The organism is Flavobacterium sp. 11 (assembly GCF_002754315.1).
GTDB classification, from domain to species: domain Bacteria; phylum Bacteroidota; class Bacteroidia; order Flavobacteriales; family Flavobacteriaceae; genus Flavobacterium; species Flavobacterium algoritolerans.
This window is the reverse complement of sequence record NZ_PEFE01000001.1, coordinates 3,340,111-3,364,595: the sequence shown is the minus strand read 5'-3', so window position 1 is coordinate 3,364,595 and position 24,485 is coordinate 3,340,111. Positions and strand designations below refer to the sequence as shown.

General features: G+C 34.4%; 19 protein-coding genes. 9 read left to right on the top strand and 10 right to left on the bottom strand.

From position 1 onward, the window contains the following. Positions 1-83 precede the first annotated feature (83 nt). The 7 genes from CLV00_RS14585 (at position 84) to CLV00_RS14550 (ending at position 8,928) form a co-directional block, all read left to right on the top strand. On the top strand, positions 84-2,501 hold the full coding sequence (locus tag CLV00_RS14585; RefSeq protein ID WP_099716367.1) for a heavy metal translocating P-type ATPase metal-binding domain-containing protein: 2,418 nt from the start codon (positions 84-86) through the stop codon (positions 2,499-2,501). 116 nt (positions 2,502-2,617) lie between these two features. Further along, positions 2,618-2,809, top strand: coding sequence for a cbb3-type cytochrome oxidase assembly protein CcoS (gene ccoS / locus CLV00_RS14580; protein WP_099715868.1), 192 nt, complete (start codon positions 2,618-2,620; stop codon positions 2,807-2,809). Between the two features lie 61 nt (positions 2,810-2,870). After that, positions 2,871-5,060 (top strand): cytochrome-c oxidase, cbb3-type subunit I, encoded by a 2,190-nt coding sequence (gene ccoN / locus CLV00_RS14575; protein WP_099715867.1) that lies wholly within the window; start codon positions 2,871-2,873, stop codon positions 5,058-5,060. Between the two features lie 203 nt (positions 5,061-5,263). Continuing rightward, positions 5,264-6,163, top strand: coding sequence for a cbb3-type cytochrome c oxidase N-terminal domain-containing protein (locus CLV00_RS14565; protein WP_099715865.1), 900 nt, complete (start codon positions 5,264-5,266; stop codon positions 6,161-6,163). A 76-nt stretch (positions 6,164-6,239) separates the two neighbouring features. Next, positions 6,240-7,658 carry a cytochrome c oxidase accessory protein CcoG gene (ccoG, locus tag CLV00_RS14560; protein WP_099715864.1) on the top strand — a complete coding sequence of 473 codons (1,419 nt, stop codon included), beginning with the start codon at positions 6,240-6,242 and terminating at the stop codon, positions 7,656-7,658. 42 nt (positions 7,659-7,700) lie between these two features. Further along, positions 7,701-8,153, top strand: a complete 453-nt coding sequence (locus CLV00_RS14555; RefSeq protein ID WP_099715863.1) for a FixH family protein — start codon at positions 7,701-7,703, stop codon at positions 8,151-8,153. Positions 8,154-8,226: 73 nt separating this feature from the next. Continuing rightward, on the top strand, positions 8,227-8,928 hold the full coding sequence (locus CLV00_RS14550) for a sulfite exporter TauE/SafE family protein (RefSeq protein WP_099715862.1): 702 nt from the start codon (positions 8,227-8,229) through the stop codon (positions 8,926-8,928). A 70-nt stretch (positions 8,929-8,998) separates the two neighbouring features. Here CLV00_RS14550 and hemN read toward each other — a convergent pair whose 3' ends face one another. The 8 genes from hemN to CLV00_RS14510 all read right to left on the bottom strand — a co-directional run bounded on the left by hemN (position 8,999) and on the right by CLV00_RS14510 (position 19,242). Then, a complete protein-coding gene (hemN, locus tag CLV00_RS14545) occupies positions 8,999-10,363 on the bottom strand; it encodes an oxygen-independent coproporphyrinogen III oxidase (RefSeq protein ID WP_099715861.1) in 1,365 nt (454 codons plus the stop codon). Between the two features lie 131 nt (positions 10,364-10,494). After that, complete coding sequence (locus tag CLV00_RS14540; RefSeq protein WP_099715860.1) at positions 10,495-10,971, bottom strand: hypothetical protein; 477 nt, start codon at positions 10,969-10,971, stop codon at positions 10,495-10,497. Between the two features lie 103 nt (positions 10,972-11,074). After that, positions 11,075-11,422, bottom strand: coding sequence for a hypothetical protein (locus CLV00_RS14535; protein WP_099715859.1), 348 nt, complete (start codon positions 11,420-11,422; stop codon positions 11,075-11,077). Positions 11,423-11,564: 142 nt separating this feature from the next. After that, positions 11,565-13,577 carry a DUF349 domain-containing protein gene (locus CLV00_RS14530; RefSeq protein WP_099716366.1) on the bottom strand — a complete coding sequence of 671 codons (2,013 nt, stop codon included), beginning with the start codon at positions 13,575-13,577 and terminating at the stop codon, positions 11,565-11,567. Between the two features lie 328 nt (positions 13,578-13,905). Next, a complete protein-coding gene (locus tag CLV00_RS14525; RefSeq protein ID WP_099715858.1) occupies positions 13,906-14,655 on the bottom strand; it encodes a shikimate dehydrogenase in 750 nt (249 codons plus the stop codon). Then, on the bottom strand, positions 14,655-16,052 hold the full coding sequence (locus tag CLV00_RS14520; protein ID WP_099715857.1) for a tetratricopeptide repeat protein: 1,398 nt from the start codon (positions 16,050-16,052) through the stop codon (positions 14,655-14,657). Before CLV00_RS14520 ends, CLV00_RS14525 begins: the two co-directional genes overlap by 1 nt. Before the next feature lie 304 nt (positions 16,053-16,356). Continuing rightward, a complete protein-coding gene (locus CLV00_RS14515) occupies positions 16,357-17,544 on the bottom strand; it encodes an aspartate aminotransferase family protein (RefSeq protein ID WP_099715856.1) in 1,188 nt (395 codons plus the stop codon). Between the two features lie 66 nt (positions 17,545-17,610). Then, positions 17,611-19,242, bottom strand: a complete 1,632-nt coding sequence (locus tag CLV00_RS14510) for an OstA-like protein (RefSeq protein WP_099715855.1) — start codon at positions 19,240-19,242, stop codon at positions 17,611-17,613. Between the two features lie 276 nt (positions 19,243-19,518). Between CLV00_RS14510 and CLV00_RS14505 the strand changes: the two genes are divergently transcribed. Continuing rightward, positions 19,519-21,384 (top strand): alpha-amylase family protein, encoded by a 1,866-nt coding sequence (locus tag CLV00_RS14505; protein ID WP_369800970.1) that lies wholly within the window; start codon positions 19,519-19,521, stop codon positions 21,382-21,384. 44 nt (positions 21,385-21,428) lie between these two features. After that, a complete protein-coding gene (locus CLV00_RS14500) occupies positions 21,429-23,234 on the top strand; it encodes a glycoside hydrolase family 13 protein (protein WP_099715853.1) in 1,806 nt (601 codons plus the stop codon). A 118-nt stretch (positions 23,235-23,352) separates the two neighbouring features. Here CLV00_RS14500 and CLV00_RS14495 read toward each other — a convergent pair whose 3' ends face one another. Both CLV00_RS14495 and CLV00_RS14490 read right to left on the bottom strand, forming a co-directional pair. Further along, positions 23,353-24,126 (bottom strand): superoxide dismutase, encoded by a 774-nt coding sequence (locus CLV00_RS14495; protein ID WP_099715852.1) that lies wholly within the window; start codon positions 24,124-24,126, stop codon positions 23,353-23,355. A gap of 89 nt (positions 24,127-24,215) precedes the next feature. Further along, complete coding sequence (locus CLV00_RS14490) at positions 24,216-24,485, bottom strand: acyl-CoA-binding protein (protein ID WP_099715851.1); 270 nt, start codon at positions 24,483-24,485, stop codon at positions 24,216-24,218.

Below are 24,485 nucleotides of genomic sequence, written 5' to 3'. Positions count from 1 at the left end.
AAACTAACTATTTAATATGACAAATATCATATTTTTAACTCATTCGATTAATGACCTTTGTTCAAGGTAAAATGAGCAAAGTTATGGACACACAAAACTGTTTCCATTGTGGGTTAGATATTATAGTAGAAGAAAAAATTATTTTTGACGCTAAAGATTTTTGTTGCAATGGTTGTAAAACCGTTTACGAAATTTTTAGTCTGAATGATTTGACTTGTTATTATGATTTTGAAAAATCCCCTGGAGCAACCCCGCAAGACATTAATGGTAAATATGATTTTTTAGACAATGAAAGTATTGTATCCAAACTTTTGGAATTTCAAGAAAATTCAACCGCAATTATTTCACTTAACATTCCTCATATTCATTGTAGCTCGTGTATTTGGATTTTGGAAAATCTACAGCGTCTTCAAAAAGGAATAAGCACTTCTCAGGTTAATTTCCCTGAAAAAAGAGTCCGAATCACTTTCAATCCAGAAGTAGTTTCTATTAAAACGATTGTTTATTTGTTGAGCTCCATCGGTTATGAACCCTACATCAGTTTAGAAAACTATGAAACGGGAAGCAATAATGTCGATAGAAGTTTAACGTATAAACTGGGCGTTGCTTTCTTTTGTTTTGGAAATATCATGTTGCTTTCGTTTCCGGAATATTTTGAAGTGAAAGAATATTGGTTAGACCAATACCGTGGCTTTTTCCGTTGGTTGATTTTTGCTTTAGCGCTACCCAGTTTCTTTTACTCGGCAAGTGGTTATTATGTTTCGGCGTATAAAAGTATCAAAACCAATCCCGAAGTTTCGGGAGCGAACATCGATATTCCCATTGCTTTAGGGATTATTGTAATGTTTGTGCGAAGTACGTTTGATATTGTCATGGATTACGGTTCTGGTTTTTTCGACAGCTTAACCGGATTGATTTTCTTTATGCTTTTGGGGAAAATGTTCCAAATCAAAACCTATAGTTTTTTGAGTTTCGAAAGGGATTTTAAATCCTATTTTCCAATAGCAATTACTAAAATTAATGCGGATGCTTCCGAAGAAAGTGTTGCGATTTACGAAGTTGAAAAAGGCGATCGATTACTCATCAGAAACCAAGAACTCATTCCGGTTGATGGGATTCTAATTTCGGAAAAAGCGGAAATCGATTATAGTTTTGTCACGGGAGAAGCAATTCCTATTACGAAACATTCTGGTGATAAAGTATTTGCTGGAGGAAAACAAATAGGGAAAGTAATCGAGATGGAAGTTTTACATTCTGTTTCCCAAAGTTACTTGACGCAATTATGGAGTAATGATGTGTTCCAAAAAAATGTGATGCAAAAGCACAAAACGATTACCGATCGCATCAGCCGTTATTTTACACCTATTTTATTATTGATTGCTTTTGCAGGCTTCGGCTATTGGATTTTTATTGATGCCAACACCGCTTTCAATGTGTTTACAGCTGTACTAATTGTGGCTTGTCCTTGTGCTTTGGCATTGACGGCACCATTCACTTTTGGGAATGTATTACGTATTTTAGGAAAACAGAAATTCTATCTCAAAAATGCTTTGGTTATTGAGCAATTAGCAAAAGTTGATACGATTGTTTTTGATAAAACAGGAACGATTACCACCAATAAAAAATCGAATATTTCCTATGAAGGAGCCGTTCTTTCCGACGAGAATTTGTTGCTGATAAAAAATGTATTGCGCGCTTCAAATCATCCCTTGAGCAGGATGTTGTATGATTATTTGCCTATTCCAATTTTACAAAATAAATCAGAAAATGACACCAAAAAGTTGAAGATAGATGCTTTTGAAGAAATTACGGGAAAAGGAATCCAAGCTCAGATTTTTGGTCACCAAATTAAAATAGGTTCTGCAGCTTTTGTAGATAAAACAGAAGGTAATAACATTCAGCAAACGTCGGTTCATATCAAGATAAATGATATTTATTACGGGAAATTTATTTTTAATAATCAATATAGAGAAGGACTTGAGGAGCTTTTCAAGAACTTAAACACGACCTATCAAATCAAGGTTTTATCTGGTGACAATGAAGGTGAACGCGACACTCTTGAACAACTTTTGCCGAAAGGCACGGAATTGATTTTTAATCAGAAACCAGAACAAAAATTAGAATTCATTAAAAATTTGCAGGACAAAGGTAAAAATGTAATGATGGTTGGCGATGGATTGAATGATGCCGGAGCTTTGGCGCAAAGCAATGTTGGAATCTCAATTTCTGAGAATGTGAATGTTTTTTCACCGGCTTGTGATGCTATTTTAGATGCCAGCGAGTTTCAAAAATTGAATTATTTCTTGAAATTATCCAAGAATTCCATAACGACAATCAAAATGAGTTTTGCACTGTCGTTACTGTACAATGTGGTAGGATTATCGTTTGCCATTACAGGTAATTTATTGCCTTTAGTTGCAGCTATTATCATGCCGTTGAGCACAATAACGATTGTGAGTTTTGTAACTGTGATGAGTAGTTATTATGCAAATAAAAAATAGAATTGTATACGTTTTGAGTTGCGCTTTCACATAAATTTAACAGATATCGATAAGTATGACAAATGTCATATTTTACTCCAAAACGTCAAAGTAACTTTGTTAACACAAATTAAGGTATGAGTGTCATTTATTTATTAATCTCCATCAGTATAATAGTCGCCATTGGTTTCTTTATTGCTTTTATACGAGCAGTAAAAACAGGTCAGTATGACGACGATTATACACCATCAGTCAGAATGTTATTTGACGATGAGCTAATTCAGTCGAAAGCTAAAAAACCGAAAACCAAAAGTTCAACGACTTTGTAATATTCAATTTTATGACTTTCAACAAAACAAATAATAAACAACTTTAAAAATAATTATAAATATGGAAATGCAGCAGTTTTATTATGACAACAAAATTGTAAAAAAATTCATTTACGCAACCATTGTCTTTGGAGTGGTAGGAATGTTAGTAGGGCTTACATTGGCCTTTATGTTCCTTTTTCCAAATATTACTGATGGTATTTCGTGGTTGAGTTATGGTCGATTAAGACCTTTACATACTAATGCAGTTATTTTTGCTTTCGTAGGAAATGCAATGTTTGCGGGTATTTATTACTCGTTGCAACGATTGTTAAAAGCCAGAATGTACAGTGATTTTTTGAGTAATCTTAATTTCTGGGGTTGGCAATTAATCATTGTTGCTGCAGCTATATCATTACCATTAGGCTATAGTTCTTCTAAAGAATATGCCGAATTAGAATGGCCAATAGATATTGCGATTGCATTAATTTGGGTTGTTTTTGGTATCAATATGATTGGAACTATTATAAAACGTAGAGAGCGCCATTTATATGTTGCGATTTGGTTTTACTTGGCAACATTCGTTACTGTGGCAGTTTTGCATATTTTTAATAGTTTATCATTGCCGGTTTCTGGAATGAAAAGTTATTCGGTATATGCAGGAGTTCAAGATGCTTTAGTACAATGGTGGTACGGTCATAATGCGGTTGCATTTTTCTTGACTACACCTTTTTTAGGATTAATGTATTATTTTATTCCAAAAGCGGCGAATCGTCCCGTGTATTCTTACAGACTGTCAATTGTTCACTTTTGGTCATTAATCTTTATTTATATCTGGGCTGGACCTCACCATTTATTATATTCTGCTTTGCCTAACTGGGCTCAAAATTTAGGAGTGGCTTTCTCTATTATGTTGATTGCGCCATCTTGGGGTGGAATGATAAACGGACTTTTAACCTTGAGAGGGGTTTGGGATAAAGTGCGTGTAGAGCCCGTTTTGAAATTCTTTGTGGTAGCGATTACAGGTTACGGAATGGCGACTTTTGAAGGTCCGATGTTATCCTTAAAAAATGTAAATGCTATCGCGCATTACACGGATTGGATTATTGCTCACGTTCACGTTGGCGCATTGGCTTGGAATGGATTTATGGCTTTTGGTATGATTTATTGGTTGGTTCCTAGAATGACCAAAAGCAATTTGTACTCAGTTAAGTTGGCTAATTTTCACTTCTGGATTGGTACTTTAGGTATTATATTATATACGATTCCAATGTATGTTGCCGGTTTTTTACAAGCATCTATGTGGAAACAATTCAATCCGGACGGAACTTTAACCTACGGGAACTTCCTTGAGACAGTAACTCAAATCATGCCGATGTATTGGATGAGAGCTATTGGTGGAACCCTTTATTTAATTGGAATGTTTACTTTGGTGTATAATATTATCCAAACGGTTAGAGCAGGTTCTAAAATTGAAGATGAATTGGCTGAAGCTCCTGAATTATTGAAAATTAGTGCAGGAAGAGTAAAAGGAGAGAAATTTCATCCTTGGTTAGAAAGAAAACCGATTCAGTTAACCATTTTGGCAACTGTTGCTATTTTAATTGGTGGTGTTATCCAAATTGTTCCTACGATTATGGTTAAATCCAATATTCCAACCATTGCAAGTGTAAAACCGTATTCTCCATTAGAATTAGAAGGACGTGATTTATACATTCGTGAAGGTTGTGTAGGTTGTCACTCACAGTCTGTTCGTCCTTTCCGTAGTGAAGTGGAACGTTATGGACCGCAATCTAAAGCTGGGGAATTTGTATACGATCATCCATTTCTTTGGGGTTCAAAACGTACTGGTCCGGATTTATTAAGAGTGGGTGCTAAGTATAATGACAATTGGCATTTTAACCACTTTTGGAATCCGCAAAGTATATCCGCAGGCTCCATTATGCCAGGATACAAATGGCTGTTTGATAATAAACCGATGGATGTTTCTTTGACTCAAAAGAAAATGCAGGTCATGGTTACGCTTGGAGTTCCTTACACTGAAGCTCAGATTGCTAGTGGTTTAGATGATTTAAGAAAACAAGCGATTGCAATTGAAGAAAACTTGAAAAATGACCCTGACTTTGTGAAAAGTTATGACGAAAGCAAGAAAAAAGCCGAAGCCAGAGGAGAAAAATTTGTTCCAATGAATGAAAGGGAAATCATTGCCTTGATTGCTTATATGCAAAGACTTGGAACAGATATTAAAGTAAAAGATATTGCTAAAAAATAAAAGTTATGTTCGAACAAATAAAACACAATATGGAAACGATAGAAGGTGTGGCAATATATCCCATCTTATCATTATTAATTTTTTTCGTCTTTTTCGTGGGCCTCGGTCTATGGGTGTTCTCTTATAAGAAAGAAACGATAAATGAATTGAGTCAAATTCCATTGAGAGACAATCAAATAGTATAATTTTTTAAAATTTAGAAAATGAAAAAATTAATTCCAGTATACGTTAGAGTACCTGTTATTTTCTTTGCTGTCATGATGGCAATGGAATATTTCATAGACTCAGGAGACAGACCTGCTTTTATAAAATTTCCAATGGTTTCTGTATTCTTATTCGTGTTCCTTTTCCTTTTGATAGCGATAGAAATCACGATGAAGGCAGTTGACAATATTACCTATCATTTATTGACCGAGGAACAAAAAAACCAATTAAATGAAGCAAATGATTTGAGTTTCAAGGATAGTGAATGGTACCAAAAGCTGATGGAAAAATTGACTAAAACCGAACCTTTAGCAAATGAAAATCAGTTATTATTAGAACACGATTACGATGGCATCAAAGAATTAGATAACAATTTGCCGCCTTGGTGGGTATATTTATTCTACGCTTGTATTCTTTTTGGCGTTGTTTATATGGTGCGATATGAAGTTTTAGGAGCTGATAATCAAGAAATGGAACTTAAAAAAGAAGTTGCTCAAGCCAAAATAGATATTGCGGAATATATGAAAACTGCTCCGGATTTAATGGATGAAAAAACGGTGACCTTGTTGACAGATCCTGCGGATTTAGCTGCTGGAAAAGAAATTTTTACTGCCAATTGTGCTGCTTGTCACAGAGCTGACGGTGGAGGACAAATTGGACCAAATCTAACGGATGAGAAATGGATTTTAGGTGGCGGAATAAAAAATGTATTTCATACGCTGGTAAATGGAGGACGTGACGGAAAAGGAATGATTTCCTGGAAAGGAACATTGAAACCTAAAGAAATGCAAAAAGTTGCCAGCTACATTTTATCCTTGAAAGGAAGCAATCCACCAGATGCTAAAGCTGCGGAAGGCGAAGTTTGGGTAGAAGAAAATGTTACTGTTGCAGTTAAATAACAATTAGAAACACACGTTTTTATTTAGCTTAAGAATTTTAATAATTATTTTGAACTTGTGTTTTAAATAAAAAGAAATGTCAAAATTACCAGACGAAGCTTTTAGAGATACCATCGGGACGATTGATGAAGAAGGAAACAGAAAATTTATTTTCCCTAAAAAGCCTTCAGGAAAGTTTTATGATTACAGGAAATGGGTTAGTTATTTTTTACTGATTGTACTTGTTGCAAATCCTTTTATGAAGATAAATGGGAACCAGTTCATGATGTTCAATATATTGGAGCGACGATTTAATATTTTCGGATTTCCATTTTGGCCTCAGGATATTTATCTGTTTGTCCTTTTTATGATTATTGGTGTCGTTTTCGTCATCCTTTTTACGGTGATTTATGGACGAATATTTTGCGGATGGATTTGTCCGCAGACCATCTTTTTAGAAATGGTCTTCCGCAGAATAGAATACTGGATTGAAGGTGATCGTGGTGCTCAGATTCGTTTGGAAAAACAGGAATGGAATGCAGAGAAAATCAGAAAAAAAGCCTTTAAATGGACAATTTTCTTAATCATTTCTTTTTTTATTGCCAATGTTTTTCTGGCGTATCTTATCAGTAGCGACAAGTTGCTTTTAATGATTGAAGAAGGACCAGAAAATCATTTAAGCACTTTGATTTCATTATTGATTTTTACCGGAGTTTTCTATTTTATTTTTGCGTGGTTTAGAGAACAAGTTTGTATTATAGCTTGTCCTTACGGAAGATTGCAAGGTGTTTTATTAGACGATAAATCGATAAACGTGGCGTACGATTTTGTTCGTGGCGAAAAAGAAGTGGGTAGGGCAAAATTTAATAAAAAAGAAGATAGAGGCGTAACGGGAAAAGGCGATTGTATCGATTGCAAGCAATGTGTAAATGTTTGTCCAACCGGAATTGATATCCGTAACGGGACTCAGATGGAATGTATCAATTGTACAGCTTGTATTGATGAATGTGACACGATTATGGATAGCGTAGGTTTACCCAAAGGACTCATTCGATATGCATCTGAAGATGAAATTGAGAAAAAAGTAACATTCAAGTTTACGCCTAGAATGAAAGGCTATTCAGCCGTATTATTTATTTTGACAGGTATTTTGATTGGATTATTGTTTTTACGTTCTGATGTTGAAGCCAGTATTTTGAGGCTTCCGGGTCAGTTATTCGAACACAAAGGCGAAAATATCAGTAACATTTATACTTTTAAAATCATCAATAAAACCAATACTGATTTTAATGATATTCATTTCAAGTTGGTGGGTATAAAAGGAACTTTAAAAGTGGTTGGGAAGCAAGATTTAAAAGTGCCTAAACAAGGTATGAATGGTGGAACGCTGTTTGTTGAAATCAACCAAAATTTATTGGACAGTGATAAAACAAAACTGAAAATTGAGGTTTATAATGGGGATGAAAAAATTGAAACTGCTACCACTAACTTTTTGAGTCCGCGTAGTTTTGATTAATATCCTTTTAAGTTGGGAATAGAATTTATAAAAAAATAGATCATGAAAATTAGCTGGGGAACAGGAATCGTAATCGCTTTTGGGTTGTTTATAACCTTCATTTTGTATTTTGTTTTTACGGTACAATCCGATTCAAAATATGACAACGAGTTAGTTGTAGATGAATATTATAAACATGATGCACATTTTGGAGATGAAATGACTCGTGTTCAAAATGTTGCAGATTTGGCTCAAAAGCCAACAATAAATAGTGTTTCAAATGGAGTTGAAATAGTATTCCCAAAAGTATTTGTTCCAAAAAACATCAAAGGTAAAGTGTCCCTTTACAGACCGTCTAACAAAAAATTAGATTTTGAAATTCCAATTTCACTATCTGATGCTACTACTTTGCTCATACCTAAAAAAAGTTTGGCAGGCGGTCGATGGGACATTAATATGGAATGGCAATATGATGGAAAATCGTATTTGTCTAAAGAAACGATATATATCAATTAGTCTTAAAGTCAAAAGTCAGAAAGTCCATCAATTGGCTTTATGACTTTAGGCTTTATGACATTAGACTAAAAAAATGCTTTATACTGCCTTCATTTTCGGTTTAATAAGTAGTTTTCACTGCATTGGTATGTGCGGTCCTATTGCTATGATGTTGCCCGTAGACAGAACGAATCAGACCAAAAAAGCGACTCAAATCATTACCTATCATTTAGGAAGATTAACGGCTTATGCTACAATAGGTTTTGTTTTTGGACTGCTTGGAAAAGGTTTTTTTATGGCCGGTTTGCAACAGAATTTATCCATATTCATTGGTGTTGCCATGATTCTGATAGTTATAATTCCAGACAAACTTTTTGCGAAATATAATTTTTCAAAACCAGTTTTTAAATTAATTTCTAAAATCAAAACGGCGTTAGGAAGTCAGTTTAGAAATAAGAGTTACAAATCCCTGTTCACGATTGGTTTACTGAATGGTTTTTTACCCTGCGGAATGGTTTATGTAGCTTTGTTTGGTGCTATCGCCATGCAAAGTGAGAGTTTGGGCGTTTTGTATATGATTTTATTCGGATTAGGAACCGTTCCTATGATGAGCAGCGTCGTGTATATAAATTCGTTTTTAACAGTGCCCATTCGAAACCGAATTCAGAAAGCGATTCCTTATGTAGCGGTATGTATTGGTTGCTTATTTATTTTAAGGGGATTGGGATTGGGAATTCCTTATATTTCCCCGTCAAATATGAGTTTATTTATTCAAGCTGATCCTAATTGTCATTAATATTCTAATAGTTTTGTATAAAAAAGCACGCCATTCAGCGTGCTTTTTTATTTTGTAAGATTGTGAAATATTAGATTGTCATCGAAAATAATTCGGTTTCTGGAGCTTTTCTTTTCAAACGTAAATCAAATGCCATACAAATATTTCGAACATAAGGTTTCCCTTTTTCTGTAACGACAATGCTATTGTTTTTAATGATTACTAAACCATCATTTTCCATTTCTTTCAATTGAATTAATACGTCTGGAATTTCGTTGAAATAACCTTCTTTGTTTTTCCACGAAGTTTCAAATTGGCACATCAAATTCAGAATGTGTTTTCGGATGATGAGGTCTTCATCAGTCAATAAATGTCCTCTGAAAATCGGTAATTTATTCCATTCTAATATTTGATAATAATCTTCTAAATTTTTTACATTCTGTGCAAAACTGTACCAACTGTCACTGATGGAAGAAACTCCCAATCCAATCATCAATTGTGTTTTTGATGAGCTGTAGCCCATGAAATTACGGTGCAATGTTCCATCTTTAAAAGCTTTATACAAACTATCTGTTTCCAAAGCAAAATGATCCATTCCTATTTCTTGATACCCGTTTTCGTACAATAGTTTTTTACCGGTTTCATACAGCATTCTCTTTTTATCATCTTTTGGAATGTCTTCATCGTTGAAACCGCGTTGTCCATTTCCTTTAATCCAAGGAACATGCGCGTAACTATAAAATGCCAAACGGTCGGGCTGTAATGATTTTGTTTTCTCAATCGTATCAATAACATGCTCTATTTCCTGAAAAGGCAATCCAAAAATGATATCATGACCTATGGAAGTATACCCAATTTCTCTGGCCCAAAATGTAACTTTTGCCACATTATGAAAAGGCTGCAAGCGATGAATTGCTTTTTGGACTTTTTCGGAGTAATCCTGAACACCAAAACTTACTCTTCTAAAACCTAAATCGTAAAGCTTTTGTAAATGTTCGTGTGAAGTGTTATTCGGATGACCTTCAAAACTAAATTCATAGTCTTTGGCTTTATTCGCATGAGAAAAAATACCGTTTATTAAATCCTCTAAATTTTTGGTAGAAAAAAATGTGGGAGTTCCTCCGCCCAAATGAATCTCTTTTATGATTGGTTTCTCTCCCAGGATTTTACAATATAATGTCCATTCTTTTAAAACGGCCTCTATATACGGATTTTCAACCCCATGATTTTTGGTAATACGCTTGTTACAACCACAAAAAGTACACAAGCTTTCGCAAAAAGGCAAATGAATGTATAAACTGATTCCTTCTGAAGTATTACTTTCTATAAATGATTTTTTTAGCGTTTCAGCCCAAATTTCATCTGAAAAATCAGTTTCATCCCAATAGGGAACCGTTGGATAACTGGTGTATCTGGGACCTGGAACATTGTATTTTTGAATTAAAGAATTTTTCATGGCAGAGTCATTTAACGTTAATCAAAAGTAGAACGACCACTCAAATATTAAAATGATAATTATCATATCGAGAGAACCTTTCCAAAAAAAAAGAGGCTTCAAAAGCCTCTTTTACAGAACAAATCAGTTTCTTAAACGGTTATACAATCCTGAATCATTTTTGCCCATTTTTTGGCTAGTTGATGATCTTCATACAAACAAACTTGACCTATTTGATCATTTTCAATTTTGTAAAATGAAATATACTCTGTTTTTTTAGCTTCTTTGTATTGAAATTCAAATTCAATTTTTAGAATCGTATCACTATTATTTTCCGTAGTTGGAACTAGTTTGCAAGATTGAATTGTATTTAAATCAACAAAAGAAACAACTTCTTCTTTTGCATTAAAATCAATCAAAAGAAATCCTTTGTTTTTTTCGTCTAACGCCAAAACTTTTTTGTTTTGTGTTTCTGTCAATTCAAAATTAAAGCGATTGTTTTGGCTGAATTTGGTTTTTATATTTTTGATTTTTGTTTTGTTAATAGAGTTTGAGCGAATCACATAGAAAAGAGGAATGGCAATTATAAAAGTTAGTGCCAGACCAATTATTGTTACGGATGTATCCATTTTTTTATTTTTTAGTTATTTGTAAAGCATGATAATCTGAACCGAAAACCCACAAAGGAATCAATTCAAAAGGAAATATAAGTTGTGTAATCAGTGCTTCAAATCACCAAAAAAAATGGAAAGGAAAGAGTAGGAGCGAAACCATCTCACATCGATTGATGTCTTGTTTCGCAAAACGAATAAAGAATGTGCTAATTTTAAAATCCGGAATTGCAATCAGAAAATTTTCCAGATATTTTGCAATCGCATAATCCGGAGTTTTATGATAGGAAGTAAACGGATTGCTTACTTGAGGTTGTATAAAATCTAAAGAATGGATGCTGTCAACAGAAACGGAAGAACTGGATTTTTCCAATTGAGTTATATGAACAGGAGCTTCACTTGCACTAAAAGCAAATAAAAAAGCTATTAAAAGCCCAATAAAAACAAGTGTTTTTCGGAAACAATTCATTTTACAAATTTAAAATTTGTCACCCGATTTATATAACTTTTTCTAATAAATGAAAGTTAAAGTTTAGAATCAGATGGTTTTTTCCATAAAAAAACCTCGAACTGTTTAAGATCGAGGTTTCTATTTTAACGTTAACTAAGATTTACTCTTGGTTAAGATTTCTCAGTTGTTTTAGTTTTTCTTTCCAAACATCAAGGCTCTCTTTGTGAATAGCGATGTTTTTACGAACTTCTAATACTATAGAGTTTTCTTTTTTTGCATTTCTGGTATTGGTAAAGAATTGAATGTTGTTTTCCAATTGGAAAATTTCATTCTGCACTTCATCAATTTTACGCATTAAGAAAATCTTTTCGTTGTCCAGTTTTCGAGTGTCATTGCTTTCTGATAAATGATCCATTCTATTAGCAAAACGCATCATATCAGTATCTTTTTTGCTCAAACTCAATTTTTCAAAAAGAGCATCTAGGATTTTATTGAATTTCCCTTCAATATGTCTTCTTGGGAAAGGCACTTTTCCAAAGTTTTTCCAGGTTTCGATGTGCAATTTGATTGCATCCAAATCTGTTTTGTGATCTCCTGTCAATTGAAATTCTCTCAAAGTTTCTAAGTAGGCTTTTTTATTATCAAAGGCTTCTACTTCTTCACCGTTTTCCTCATTCTTTTGCTCTTTTAACTTATCAAAATAATGATTGCACGCATCTTTAAATTCTTTCCAGATTTTATCCGAATATTTTCTTGGCACATGTCCTATCTGTTTCCATTCATCCTGAATTTGTTTCATGATAGGAGTAGTCGCAGCAAAATCAAGACTTTCTTGCAATTCTTTAGCTTTGGCCACAAGAGCCGTTTTCTTGCTTAAATTGTCGTTTTGATCTTTTTTAATGTCTTTGTAAAACGAATTTTTGAAAGAATTAAAATTTCTTACAGCAGTTTTAAAACCAGCCCAAGTTTCCTCATTCACATCCGATGGCACTTTTCCTGCAGAGAAGAAAGCAGTACGCAACGCTTCCACTTTTTCTATTTGAGCAAGCCATTGAGTGTGTGCATTTACTTTTTCAGTAGCCAAAACTTCAATCTTGGCAATAATTTCTTTTTTCTTTTCTAAATTCTCAAGTTCTGTTCCTCTTTGATTTTCGAACAAAACTTCACGTTTATCATGCATTTGTTTGGTCAAATCGCTAAACTTGTTCCAAATGGCATCACGATGTTCTCTGGAAACAGGACCAATGTCTTCTTTCCAAATTCTATGTAAATCCTGCAGTTCTCTGAATGCTTTGTTGATATCGGCTTCATTCACCAATTCTTCAACACGCGCTACAATTTTTTGTTTTTGCTCTAAATTATGTTTGAAATCTAAATCTCTGGCTTCTCTGTCTAAATGCAGGTAATCATAGAAATTTTCAACATGAAAATGAAAATTGTTCCAAACGTGGTTGTATTTATCTTTCGGAATTGGTCCGGCAGTTTTCCATCGTTCTCTTAAATCATTAAAATGTTTTAAAGTGTCTTTGATGTTTTCCTGTGGGTTAATCAACTCTTTCAATTCCTCAACAATAGCCAAACGGTTTTCTAAATTTGTTTTTAGATTCGTTTGTAAACTCTTGAAATGGGTATTTTTAGTATCTCTAAAAAGAGAATAATATTTATCAAAATTTGTTTTTAGTGGAGAATGATATTGAAATTCTTCATTTGGATCTTGATTTTCTGCTAAAAACTCCTCTTTTTTCTCTTCAAGAAGGTGGTTGTATTTAGCCAAAAATGCTTTTTTGATTTCTTCAATATGCTCCTTAAACGACATTACTTTTTCATTGGAAACTAAACTTTTCAGCTCGTCTACCAGTTCTTCAAGTGATAAGGTATCATAATCCTGCATTGGAATTTCATGACGTTCCTTCAACGTTTCGTCCTCACTTTCGGCAGCATTTGTCTCGGCAATAGCATCTAGCACAGTCTGGTTTTCAGTCTCTGTAATAGGTTCATTAGCTAGCAACTCTTCATCATTTAGAGTTACAGCATTATCTTCTGCAGGAATAGTAGTAACAGTGTCACTAGTTTCCGTTTCCAAAACTTCTGGTTCTATTGGAGTAGATTCAACAGAATTGTGTTCTAAATTTCCATCTGCCTCAAGCAGGTTATCATTCTTTTCTTCTAACATTTTTTCAATGTGTAAGGTTTCTATTTTTTTATCGAACACGAAAGATAGTAAAGGAGCATGAAATTTCAAAATAAATCCTTCTATTTATAGTCGTTTTAGGTTAGGAATCAGCTCTTTTTGAAGCAATTTCCTGCTGTTCGCTGTATCTTTTTTGTTCGCCGAAAAGACGAACAAAAAAGGATGCCGCTGCCATCAGGGCTAGGGTTCTGGGGTTTTAATTTTATTTTTTTTTCTCGAGTTCGATATGTTATTGCAAACAAAAAACCACTCTAAAAGAGTGGTTTTTTACGTACTTGAATACGTGTAAGAAGTTAACTCCGAATTTAGATTATTTATTCCAAATTTTCCAAGCTTTCTCTGCTTGAAAAATGAGCATATCCAAACCATTTTTGATTTGTGCTCCATGTTGTTTGGCTTTTTTAAGGAATTGTGTTTCAGCAGGATTATAAATCAAATCATAAGCAATGTGCTTCTCCGTGAAATACTCATACGGGATTAATGGGAACGCTTCCACATTAGGACTTGTTCCTACCGGAGTCGAGTTAATTATGATTTGGTAATTGTCAAATGTCGTTGCGTTGATTCGGTTATAGTCGATTGCATTTTCTTTGGCTTCTCTCGAAACAAAAGTATACGGAATATCAAGCTCGTCCAAAGCAAAAGCGACTCCTTTAGAAGCGCCTCCTGTTCCTAAAATCAATGCTTTTTTATGGTGCGGTTCCAATAACGGTTCTAATGATTTTTTAAAACCATAATAATCCGTGTTGTAGCCTTTCAACTTGCCTTTTTTGGTAATTTTGATAGTGTTTACAGCGCCAATTAATTCCGCTTTTTTAGATAATTTATCCAAAAATGGAATTACCGTTTCCTTATACGGGATGGTAACATTCAATCCTTTTAAATCCGAAGTGCTTTTAATTACCTCTGGAAAGGCTGCTATTTCGGGAATATCAAAATTTTCATAGGTACAACCCGCAAAGTTCTCACTATTGAATTTATCTGTAAAATATCCTTTAGAAAATGAATAACTAATGTTGCGTCCTAATAATCCAAAGCGTTTTCTAACTATGTCAACCATTATTGTTTTTTATGTTTTGCAATATAATTCTGCACCATTTTTTTTGCCCAAACTACTGGAAATAAATCTTCTAAAAGAATATAATTGTCAAAATTCAATCGTAAGGCATTGCTCAAATGGAATTTTGCTTTTGTATTATCAGTTAACATAAAATACAATCCAGCCAAACGGTACTCGATTTCATTCTCTTCCGGAAAATACTCTGAAGCTTGTAATAAAGTTTGAATAGCGCTTTCAAATTCTCCTAAAAACTGAAGAATATCCACCCAGAATAACCAAGTGTCTAAGCCATAATCACCAAACTCAACCGCTTTTCGGTATCCAAATTCAGCTTCTTCAAAGAAGTTCATTTGTTTATTGATAGTCGCAAAACGCTTCCAATACAAACGATTTTGGTTGTCAATAGCTAATGCTTTGTTGACATAAAATAAAGCTTTTTGGTAATTTTTTTGACGAACGTAAAAATCAGTAATGGCAATCCAACCTTTGTCTAAAAGTGGATCTTCATGCACGGTTTGATTGAAATATTTTAATGCTAATGCTTTATTGCCCAGTTTTTCATAACATTTTCCCATTCGAAGTAAAGCATACGAAGTCGCATCATCTAATTCGATGGTTCTGCTGTAGCTTTCAATGGCTTCATCGTATTTTTTTAATCGCTCAAAAGCTTTTGCTTTTTCCATGAAAGCACCAAGGAATTCATCATCAATTAAAGTGGCATAATCAAAGGCACGAATGGCATTTTCATATTCTTTAACTCCATAATGCAAACGACCCAGTTGATGCCAGGCGATTTCACTGTAGGGGTTCTTGTCAATGTATTTTTTCAAATAGGTAATCGCTTCTTGGTTTTGATCTAAAAACTCAAAACAATATACAACGTTGTACAACGCTGATTGGTCTTCCAAATCTTCTTCTAAACACTTGATAAAGCTTTCTTTTGCCATTTCAAGATTGTCCATAAAAAGATATTCCATGCCTATTAAATTATAGACATCGGCATAATCATCTGTATATTTTAAAGCTATTTTTAATAATTCAACTGCCTTTTCGTGTTGGTCTCTTTTAGAGCAGATATTGGCTTTTTGAATGTAAATTTCTTCATTGGTTGGTTCAATGGCATACAACTCATTCAATAGCTTTTCGGCTAATTCGAGTTTGTCATCATAGACTAGCATTTCCACTTGAACTAATTTTAGTCCGGTAGATTTTGGGTGTTGTTCCAATGCCAGTTTCAGAGCTTTTTTTGCCAAAGCGGCCTTACCCATATCGAGATAATGAAGAATAATTTCTTCAAATTCTTCGGAGTCAAAAAAGAGTACTTTGTTGGTTTTCAACATGGACTCAAATTTAGACAGGGATAAGTTATAGTCTTCTTCTTCGTTGCTTAATTGCATACTGTGTGTTTTTAATTTGGCCTAAATAAATTTAGGTAATCGTGCGTGTACTGTGAGGGAAAGTTAGAATTGTTGTGAACAATTTAATTAACAAAAAAGCTTTGGTTTAAACGGATGCCTAGCCCTGATAAGAGTGGAAATCCTTTTACTTTTTGCTGCCAAAAAATAAAAGATTATAACGGATAGCAGGACACGAGCGAAGCGAACTGACGAAGTAAATAGCTCCCAATTTTAATAATTGTTTTAAACACTTATATGATATGTAATCAGTGTTGCTACCTCTGAAATCAAAAATTGTTAATCATTATTCTTCAATCATCATTTCGTCCATTACTTCAAGTATGATGCTGCAACCTTCTCGTATTTCTTCTTCAGAAATGGTTAGAGGAGGTGTTATTCTAATGGCGCAACCTTCAAACAGTAACCAGAATAAAATAAGTCCTTTGTCTTGACATTTGAGAATCACTTCGTTTGTTATATCGGCACTTTTTGTCATTGCTGCCAGCATCAATCCTTTTCCTCTTATTTCTTCTATCAAAGGATGTACCAAAAGTGTTCTGAATAGCTTTTCTTTCTCCATGGCTTCGGCCATAAGGTTGGTCTCAGTTATTTCCTGCAAAGTCGCCAAGCAGGCTGACGCAATGACAGGGTGACCTCCAAAAGTAGTGATATGTCCTAGTTTTGGATCATGACTTAGCAAATCCATTATTGTTGATGAAGCCGTAAAAGCACCTACAGGCATTCCGCCGCCCATTCCTTTTCCCATCACCACGATATCAGGAACGACATCGTAATTTTGAAATCCGAAAAGTTTTCCGGTTCTCCCAAAACCCGGTTGGATTTCGTCAAGAATCATCATCGCACCAACTTCGGTACAGCGCTCGCGCACTTTTTTAAGGAAATCATTGTGTGGTTGAATAAATCCGGCACCACCTTGAATGGTTTCCAGGATAATTCCTGCGGTTTTAGTCGTTATTTTTTGTAAATCATCTTCGTTATTGAACGTGATAAAATCAACATCAGGAATCAATGGACGAAAGATTTGTTTGCGTTCTTCAAATCCCATGACGCTCATAGACCCCATAGTATTACCGTGATATGCATTGTGACATGAAATCAATTGGCTTCTTCCTGTGGTACGTCTGGCGAGTTTTAACGCGCCTTCAATGGCTTCTGTTCCTGAATTGACCAAATAGGTTTTGTCTAAAGTAGCGGGCAGGAGCGAGGCTAATAATTTGCAATATTGAACCGCAGGACTTTGAGAATATTCCCCATACACCATGACATGAGAATATTTGTCCAGCTGATCTTTGATGGCTTGATTGACTCTTGGATGTTGGTGTCCCAATGCACAAGCGGAAACTCCAGCCACAAAATCCAAGTATTTTTTAGAATTAGTATCGTAAATATAAGAACCTACAGCGTGTGAAACTTCCATACCCAATGGATACGGTGAGGTTTGCGCTTGGTATTTTAAGAAATCGGTATTCAAAATCTATTTGTTTAATCGTTTATTGGTTTAGTCGTTTTCAGAAAAACTGAATATTGCGACTGAACACTATTTTTTCCCTTTCTTCTTATCGTAATTCAGGGTTTCTTTCCTGATTTTCATAGGAGTATCTTCTTTGGCTTCAGCGGCCTCGGTTGCTTTCGCTATTTTATCATTGTCTTCATTTTCTTCAGGCGGAAAAATATCGTCTTTGGATTTTATTCGTTCATCGCCTCGCCAGACTAATCCTCGCAGTTTTCGTGCGTTCTCCGGCAACTCTTTTTCAGGATAGATTTCGCCATCTACTTGCTGAAAAAAGGTAATGGTTTCGATCTCATTTTTTTCTAAAATAAGATTGATTTTACTGCTTACATTCTTGTTGATACCAATAAGTTCTTGTGCTTCATTCCGCATATAATAAATGACTTCGGCATTTTTTACAATATCGACATCATGAAGTTTTCCTTCCTCAAATTTGCCATAGAGATTTTGTCCCTTGACCTGATTATAGCCGGTTCCCAGCGTGTCTTTGGAGACTATAAATGTATTATTGAGCACTTTGAGTGAATCTAGTTTTTGAGTGGTGTTATTGCCTATAAGATGCATTACATCTCCAGTGATTTGGTTTTCTGCGTTCCAAAGTATCGGATTTCCAATCATTTTTGTCAAAGCTCTTTTGGAACTCGAATGAATCGAATCACATTTGCCACTCATATCAGTTTTAAAAAATCGGACATTATTGAACGCTCTGATAATTCGGTTTCCTTCTTTTCCGGTAACCATTAATTTTTTACCGTGGATGTAAACTGAGTCATTTTCGACAAAATTAACCGCAACGGCTCTTTTGGTCACAAACATCGAATCCAGTTTTTTATACACTTCGGCATAATGTCCTTTTACGATTCCGCGATTGATGGAATCCGTTATTTTTACATTGCGTGTTGCCGATGCAAATTCACGGTTTCGGTCATAATATAAACTGTCTCCTTTAATCACCCGGTCATCGTATCGGATGTAGGATTTATTCAGGAAATGCGCCAGATTTTTTTTGGTGTCGTAAAACCCTTTTTCGGTATAAATATAATTGGCTTTACTGTTAATTGTTGATGGTCCAAAAAGATAGGAATGTCCTGAATTACTAAAATAATCCAAGTGATTTGATTTGATTACATACGTTGGATTTGTGATGGTAACCGCAGTCAGGAATTGGAATTTCTTTTGTTTTACATAATATCTTCCTGAATTACTTTTTAGCGTATTGTCTTTATTGGTAATTGTCCCTGGCGTATCGTAAAATACTTCTTGGGTATTTCGGTCAAAATTAATTATTTCTGTGGTTAAAGTCGCATCTGGGGAGCTCATTACTGCGCCACCGGAAGCATATGCTTTTTTTACATTTCCATTGTATTCCGCGTATTTACTGTTTAGAAATAAAGTGTCTCCTTGCACCATCTGTACATTTCCAAAAGCCTTGATGTAGTTCTCCTTTTGGAAATAATACGCTTTATTACAGGTCATCACTACGCCATCATGATTGACACGTACGTTTCCGATAAGTAATAATGCATCCGGAATTTCTACCTGGTTTACATCAGCAAAATCAGAGTTTTCTACAATAATTTTTTTTGGGGCTTGCGCCAAAACTAAATTAGTAACAAGCAGTATCAAACAATAAGGAAGGAAAAATATTGATTTCTTCAATGGATTTATTTTTTGTCAAATTTATGAAAAAGGAAACAATCCTAATCTATATTAGGATTTATTTATAATTAGTTAAAAAGGAGGTAAAAGCTATTTTTGTCTCTCTTTAAAGTTATCAACAAATGGCCTTACTCCTTCGATGTAGTTTCTGCTTATGTGCATAGAATTATTTAATTTCAAACGATATAGACTTCTTTTATTTAAAAAATATTAAATTTAAAAATTGATACTCATTTTATTATCAAAAGAATTGAAATCGATATATAATTTTATATGATGAAAAAAATAACTATTGTTGCAGGGATAAGCGTGATGCTTTTGGCAACAGCTTGTAAAACAAAAGATTTAAAAATGAATGCAGAACAGAAAGAGTCAGTCTCGAATAAAAAAGAAGTTGTATATCAGGTTTTTACCCGATTATTCGGAAATAAAAATACTACCAATAAACCTTGGGGAACCATTGAAGAAAATGGAGTAGGGAAGTTCAACGATTTTACGGATACAGCATTACGGGAAATAAAGGATTTGGGTGTTACTTATGTTTGGTATACCGGAGTTCCGCATCATGCTTTGATACGGGATTATTCGGATATTGGGATTTCCAATGATGACCCGGAAGTGGTAAAAGGGCGTGCAGGTTCTCCTTATGCCGTAAAAGATTACTACAATGTAAATCCAGATTTAGCCGTAAATCCTGCGAATCGTTTGCAAGAATTTGAAGCTTTGATTGCGCGAACTCACAAAGCGGGATTAAAAGTGATTATTGATATTGTTCCGAATCACATTGCACGTAAGTACGAAGGAAAAAGTAATCCGGCAGGTGTTAGAGATTTTGGAGCTGATGATGATACAACTGTTGAATACAAAAGAGATAATAACTTTTATTATATTCCAAATACGCACTTTGAAATTCCCGATACGGATAAACCGTTAAATGGAGAAAAGAATCCTTTAATTGATGGTAAATTTGAAGAAAGTCCCGCAAAATGGACTGGAAACGGTTCTCGTTTAGCCAAACCTGATAAGAATGACTGGTACGAAACCATAAAAGTAAATTACGGAATTCGTCCGGATGGCTCTAAAGATTTCCCGGAACTTCCGGCTGGTTTTGATACCAAATCGTATCAGGAACATTTCGATTTTTGGAAAGGAAAAGATGTTCCGGATTCTTGGGATAAATTCAAAGACATTGCTTTGTATTGGACCGCAAAAGGGGTTGACGGTTTTAGATTTGATATGGCCGAAATGGTTCCGTATGAATTTTGGAGTTATATGAATTCAGCCATTAAAGTAAATAATCCGGATGCTTTTTTATTAGCCGAAGTCTACAATCCTAAGGAATATAGAAATTACATTCATTTAGGTAAAATGGATTATTTATATGATAAAGTAGAAACCTATGATAAATTAAAAGATATTATTCAAGGAAGATCTTTACCTGATGGATTATCAGACATACAAAACGGAATGGCAGATATTGAGCATCATATGTTGCATTTTTTGGACAATCATGATGAACAGCGTTTGGCTAGCCCGGAATTTGCGGGAACACCGCAAAAAGGAAAACCTCTGATGGTGGTTTCAACAACCATAAGCACTTCGCCTACGATGGTTTATTTTGGTCAGGAAGTAGGAGAGGCCGGAAATGAGAATGCAGGATTTGGAACTCATTCCAGAACATCAATCTTTGATTATATTGGAGTTCCGAATCATCAGCGTTGGATGAATGGAGGGAAATTTGATGGCGGTCAATTATCGCAGGATGAAAAAGAGTTGCGTGATTTTTACAAAAGAGTATTGAATTTTTCTTTGAACAGCCCGGCTTTGATGGGGAAATACCAAGAAATTCAAACATTAAATCGCCAAACTACTCAAGGCTACGATCCTGGAATTTATGCTTTCACACGTTGGTCTGATACTCAAAAACTAATCGTTGTTACTAATTTTTCTTGGCTTACCACTAGCAATTTCGAATTGAAAATTCCTTCAGATATCATTCAAAAATGGAATTTGAAAGATGGAAATTACACATTAACAGATCAGTTATACAATAAAAGTTCCGTTCAACTGAAAGTTTTGAATGGTGAAGGAAAAGTACAAATTACAATCGCACCTTCGGAATCGTTTATTTATCAATTGTAAGACATTCTTTAAAATTAATTTTTAAATCTTTAAACTCATTTTTGATGACAAAAATATTCACAATTTGTTTACTGTTTTTAATTTCCTTGGTAACCTTTGCACAAAAAGATTTTACGCCTAATTGGAGTAAAGGAGTAGTTTGGTATCAAATATTCCCGGATCGGTTTCATAATGGAGATCCTTCAAACGATCCAAAAGTGAATGATCAAGATGGTGCATATCCTTTTGATATAACTTCTGATTTTCAAATTCATCCCTGGACAAGCGATTGGTATGAATTGCAGCCTTACGAAAAGAAAAATGGTAAAGATATTTATTACAATCTTCAACGCAGACGCTATGGTGGAGATTTGCAAGGAGTTATTGATAAGTTGGACTACCTGCAATCATTAGGCATTAATGCTATTTATATGAATCCTGTTTTTTGGGCGCCTTCTTCTCATAAGTATGATGCATTGTGCTACCATCATATTGATCCATCATTTGGACCAGATCCTGAAGGTGATAAAAAATTAATTGCAAATGAAGACCCTTTAAATCCAGAAAAATGGGTTTGGACAAAAGCAGATTTACTGGCGCTAAAACTTATTGATGAAGTGCATAAACGTAAAATGTTTATCATTTTTGATGGCGTTTTCAATCATTTGGGAGTAAACAGTTTTGCTTTTCGTGATGTGGAGGAAAAACAAGAAAAATCAGCCTACAAAGATTGGTTCATGGTTGACAGTTGGAAAGATGCTGTAAAAGGTACCAAGTTTGAATACCAAGGATGGTTTGGTATAAAAACGTTACCAGAGTTTAAAGAGGATAACACAGGAATTGTTTCGGGGCCAAAACAATATATTTTTGACGCTACAAAACGATGGATGAATCCTATGAACAAAGGAGCTCAATACGGAATTGACGGTTGGCGATTAGATGTAGCGTATTGTATTGCACATCCTTTTTGGAAAGATTGGCGAAAATTGGTAAAATCAATTAACAGCGAAGCTTATTTGACGGCGGAATTAGTTGATCCTATTGAAAAAACAAAACCTTATTTAAGCGGTGACGAATTTGACGCTACGATGAATTATAATTTTTCTTTCCTAGTACATGATTTTTTTGTGCAAGATGCAAAAGGGATTTCTGTTACCCAATTTGATACTCAATTGAAGGAATTGCGTGAAGGATTTGGAGAAGGAGTTGCAATGAATATGCAAAATCTGGTTGGAAGCCATGATGCTACTAGAATAGGTAGTGCGGTTGCAAACCCAGATGGGAAGAAATTTAGTGACTGGGGAGCGTATTTTAATTGGAGCCAGAAAAGTAATAATACTAATTATATTGCTCGAAAACCCACTGTACAACAATTGAAAAAGCAAAAACTTATAGCTGCATTTCAAATATTATATTTAGGTTCGCCAATGATTTATTATGGTGATGAAGCAGGTATGTGGGGTGGTAATGACCCTGATTGTCGTAAACCGATGGTATGGAATGACAAAAAGTATAACCCGGAAATATTCAATCCCGACCAAAGTAAACACGAAGCAGATGTAGTAAACTTCGATACGGATTTGTTTAATTGGTATAAAAAAATCATTAGTTTACACAATCAGTACAAAGCTATTAAAGTGGGGAATTACACAACGATTGCAACAAATGATGCCGAAAAAATATATGCATTTAGTCGTAAACTGGGTGATGAAGAAGTAATTGTAATCATTAATCGAAGTGATAAAAATGTTAACTTCACGAATCCTATTTTGAATAAAGGTAAATACAAAGATGTTTTTACTAAAAAAGGAATCAAAAAGTTGACTATAAAACCTATGGATATTGTTGTGCTGAGCAATAGTATTCGTTAATTGTCTGAAATATTTAGTAAGACTCAGTTAAAATAGGAAGTCTAAAAGAATAGTTTATTGTATAAAAAAATGCTGATATAAATTATATCAGCATTTTTTTTAGTTTGAATTTAGTGAGTTATTTGATCAAAGTAGCATCGTAATTTTCTTCTACTTTTTTCCAATTGATTACATTGAAAAATGCATCGATATAATTTTTTCTGCGGTACTGATAATCCAAATAATAAGCATGTTCCCATACATCTAAAGCTAATATTGGAGTTCCCGGAATAAGTGCATTTCGCATCAAAGGATTGTCCTGATTTGAAGTACCGGTCACCTGAAGTTTTCCAGATCTGTCTACAATAAGCCAAGCCCAACCGGAACCAAATTGTTTTGTAGCTTCCTCTTTGAATAAGGTAACAAAGTTTTCAAATGAACCAAAATCTTTACTAATTGCTTCAGCTAGTGCATTTGTTGGTTCGCCTCCTGCTTTTGGAGCCATACATTTCCAATATAAGGAATGATTGTAAAATCCACCGGCATTGTTACGAAGCACAGCATCGTTAGGATCTAATTTTGTCAATACTTCTTCGATTGTCAAATTTTCTAAAGGCGTTCCTAACACTGCTTTATTCAAATTATTGGTATAGGTAAGGTAATGCTTGGAATAATGCATTTCTAAAGTCGTAGCTGATATACTTGGTGCCAAAGCATTGTAAGCGTAAGGCAATTTTTCAAGCTGAAAAGAGCCTTCATCTGCTTTTATGTCATCGGGAGATCCCATGATGGCAACTGTTTGTTCGGTTGTAGGTAAAGGGACTTCAACAACTTCAGTTAATTTCTTATTGTTGCAAGAAAGTAAAGTGATAAATAAAAATAAAACAGAAATTAAAAAATTTAGCTTTTTCATATGAAGACAATATTTTTTTAGCATAATATGGTATCGCCATTCTTCATCCCTGTTTGTGATTTGGAATCAAGGCGATTTCATAATTTGTATTATTTTTTGATCAGTGTGTTAATTATTTCTATGTATTGTTCTTTGGCTTGATCAGGAGTTAGATGACTAATTTGCATCCAGGCATTGGTTTTAAAAGCATCTCTCAAATGGTATGATGATGTTTGTTTTAAATCTAAAGTCCCAAAAGTTGCTTGTTTATAAAAAGCATAAAGCCGCAATTGGACATCTTGAGGTAAAGATGCCTGCGTCATTTCAGAAGCTATTTCTACTGCTTCTAAAAATCGAGTATCTAAATCTTTTTCAATCAT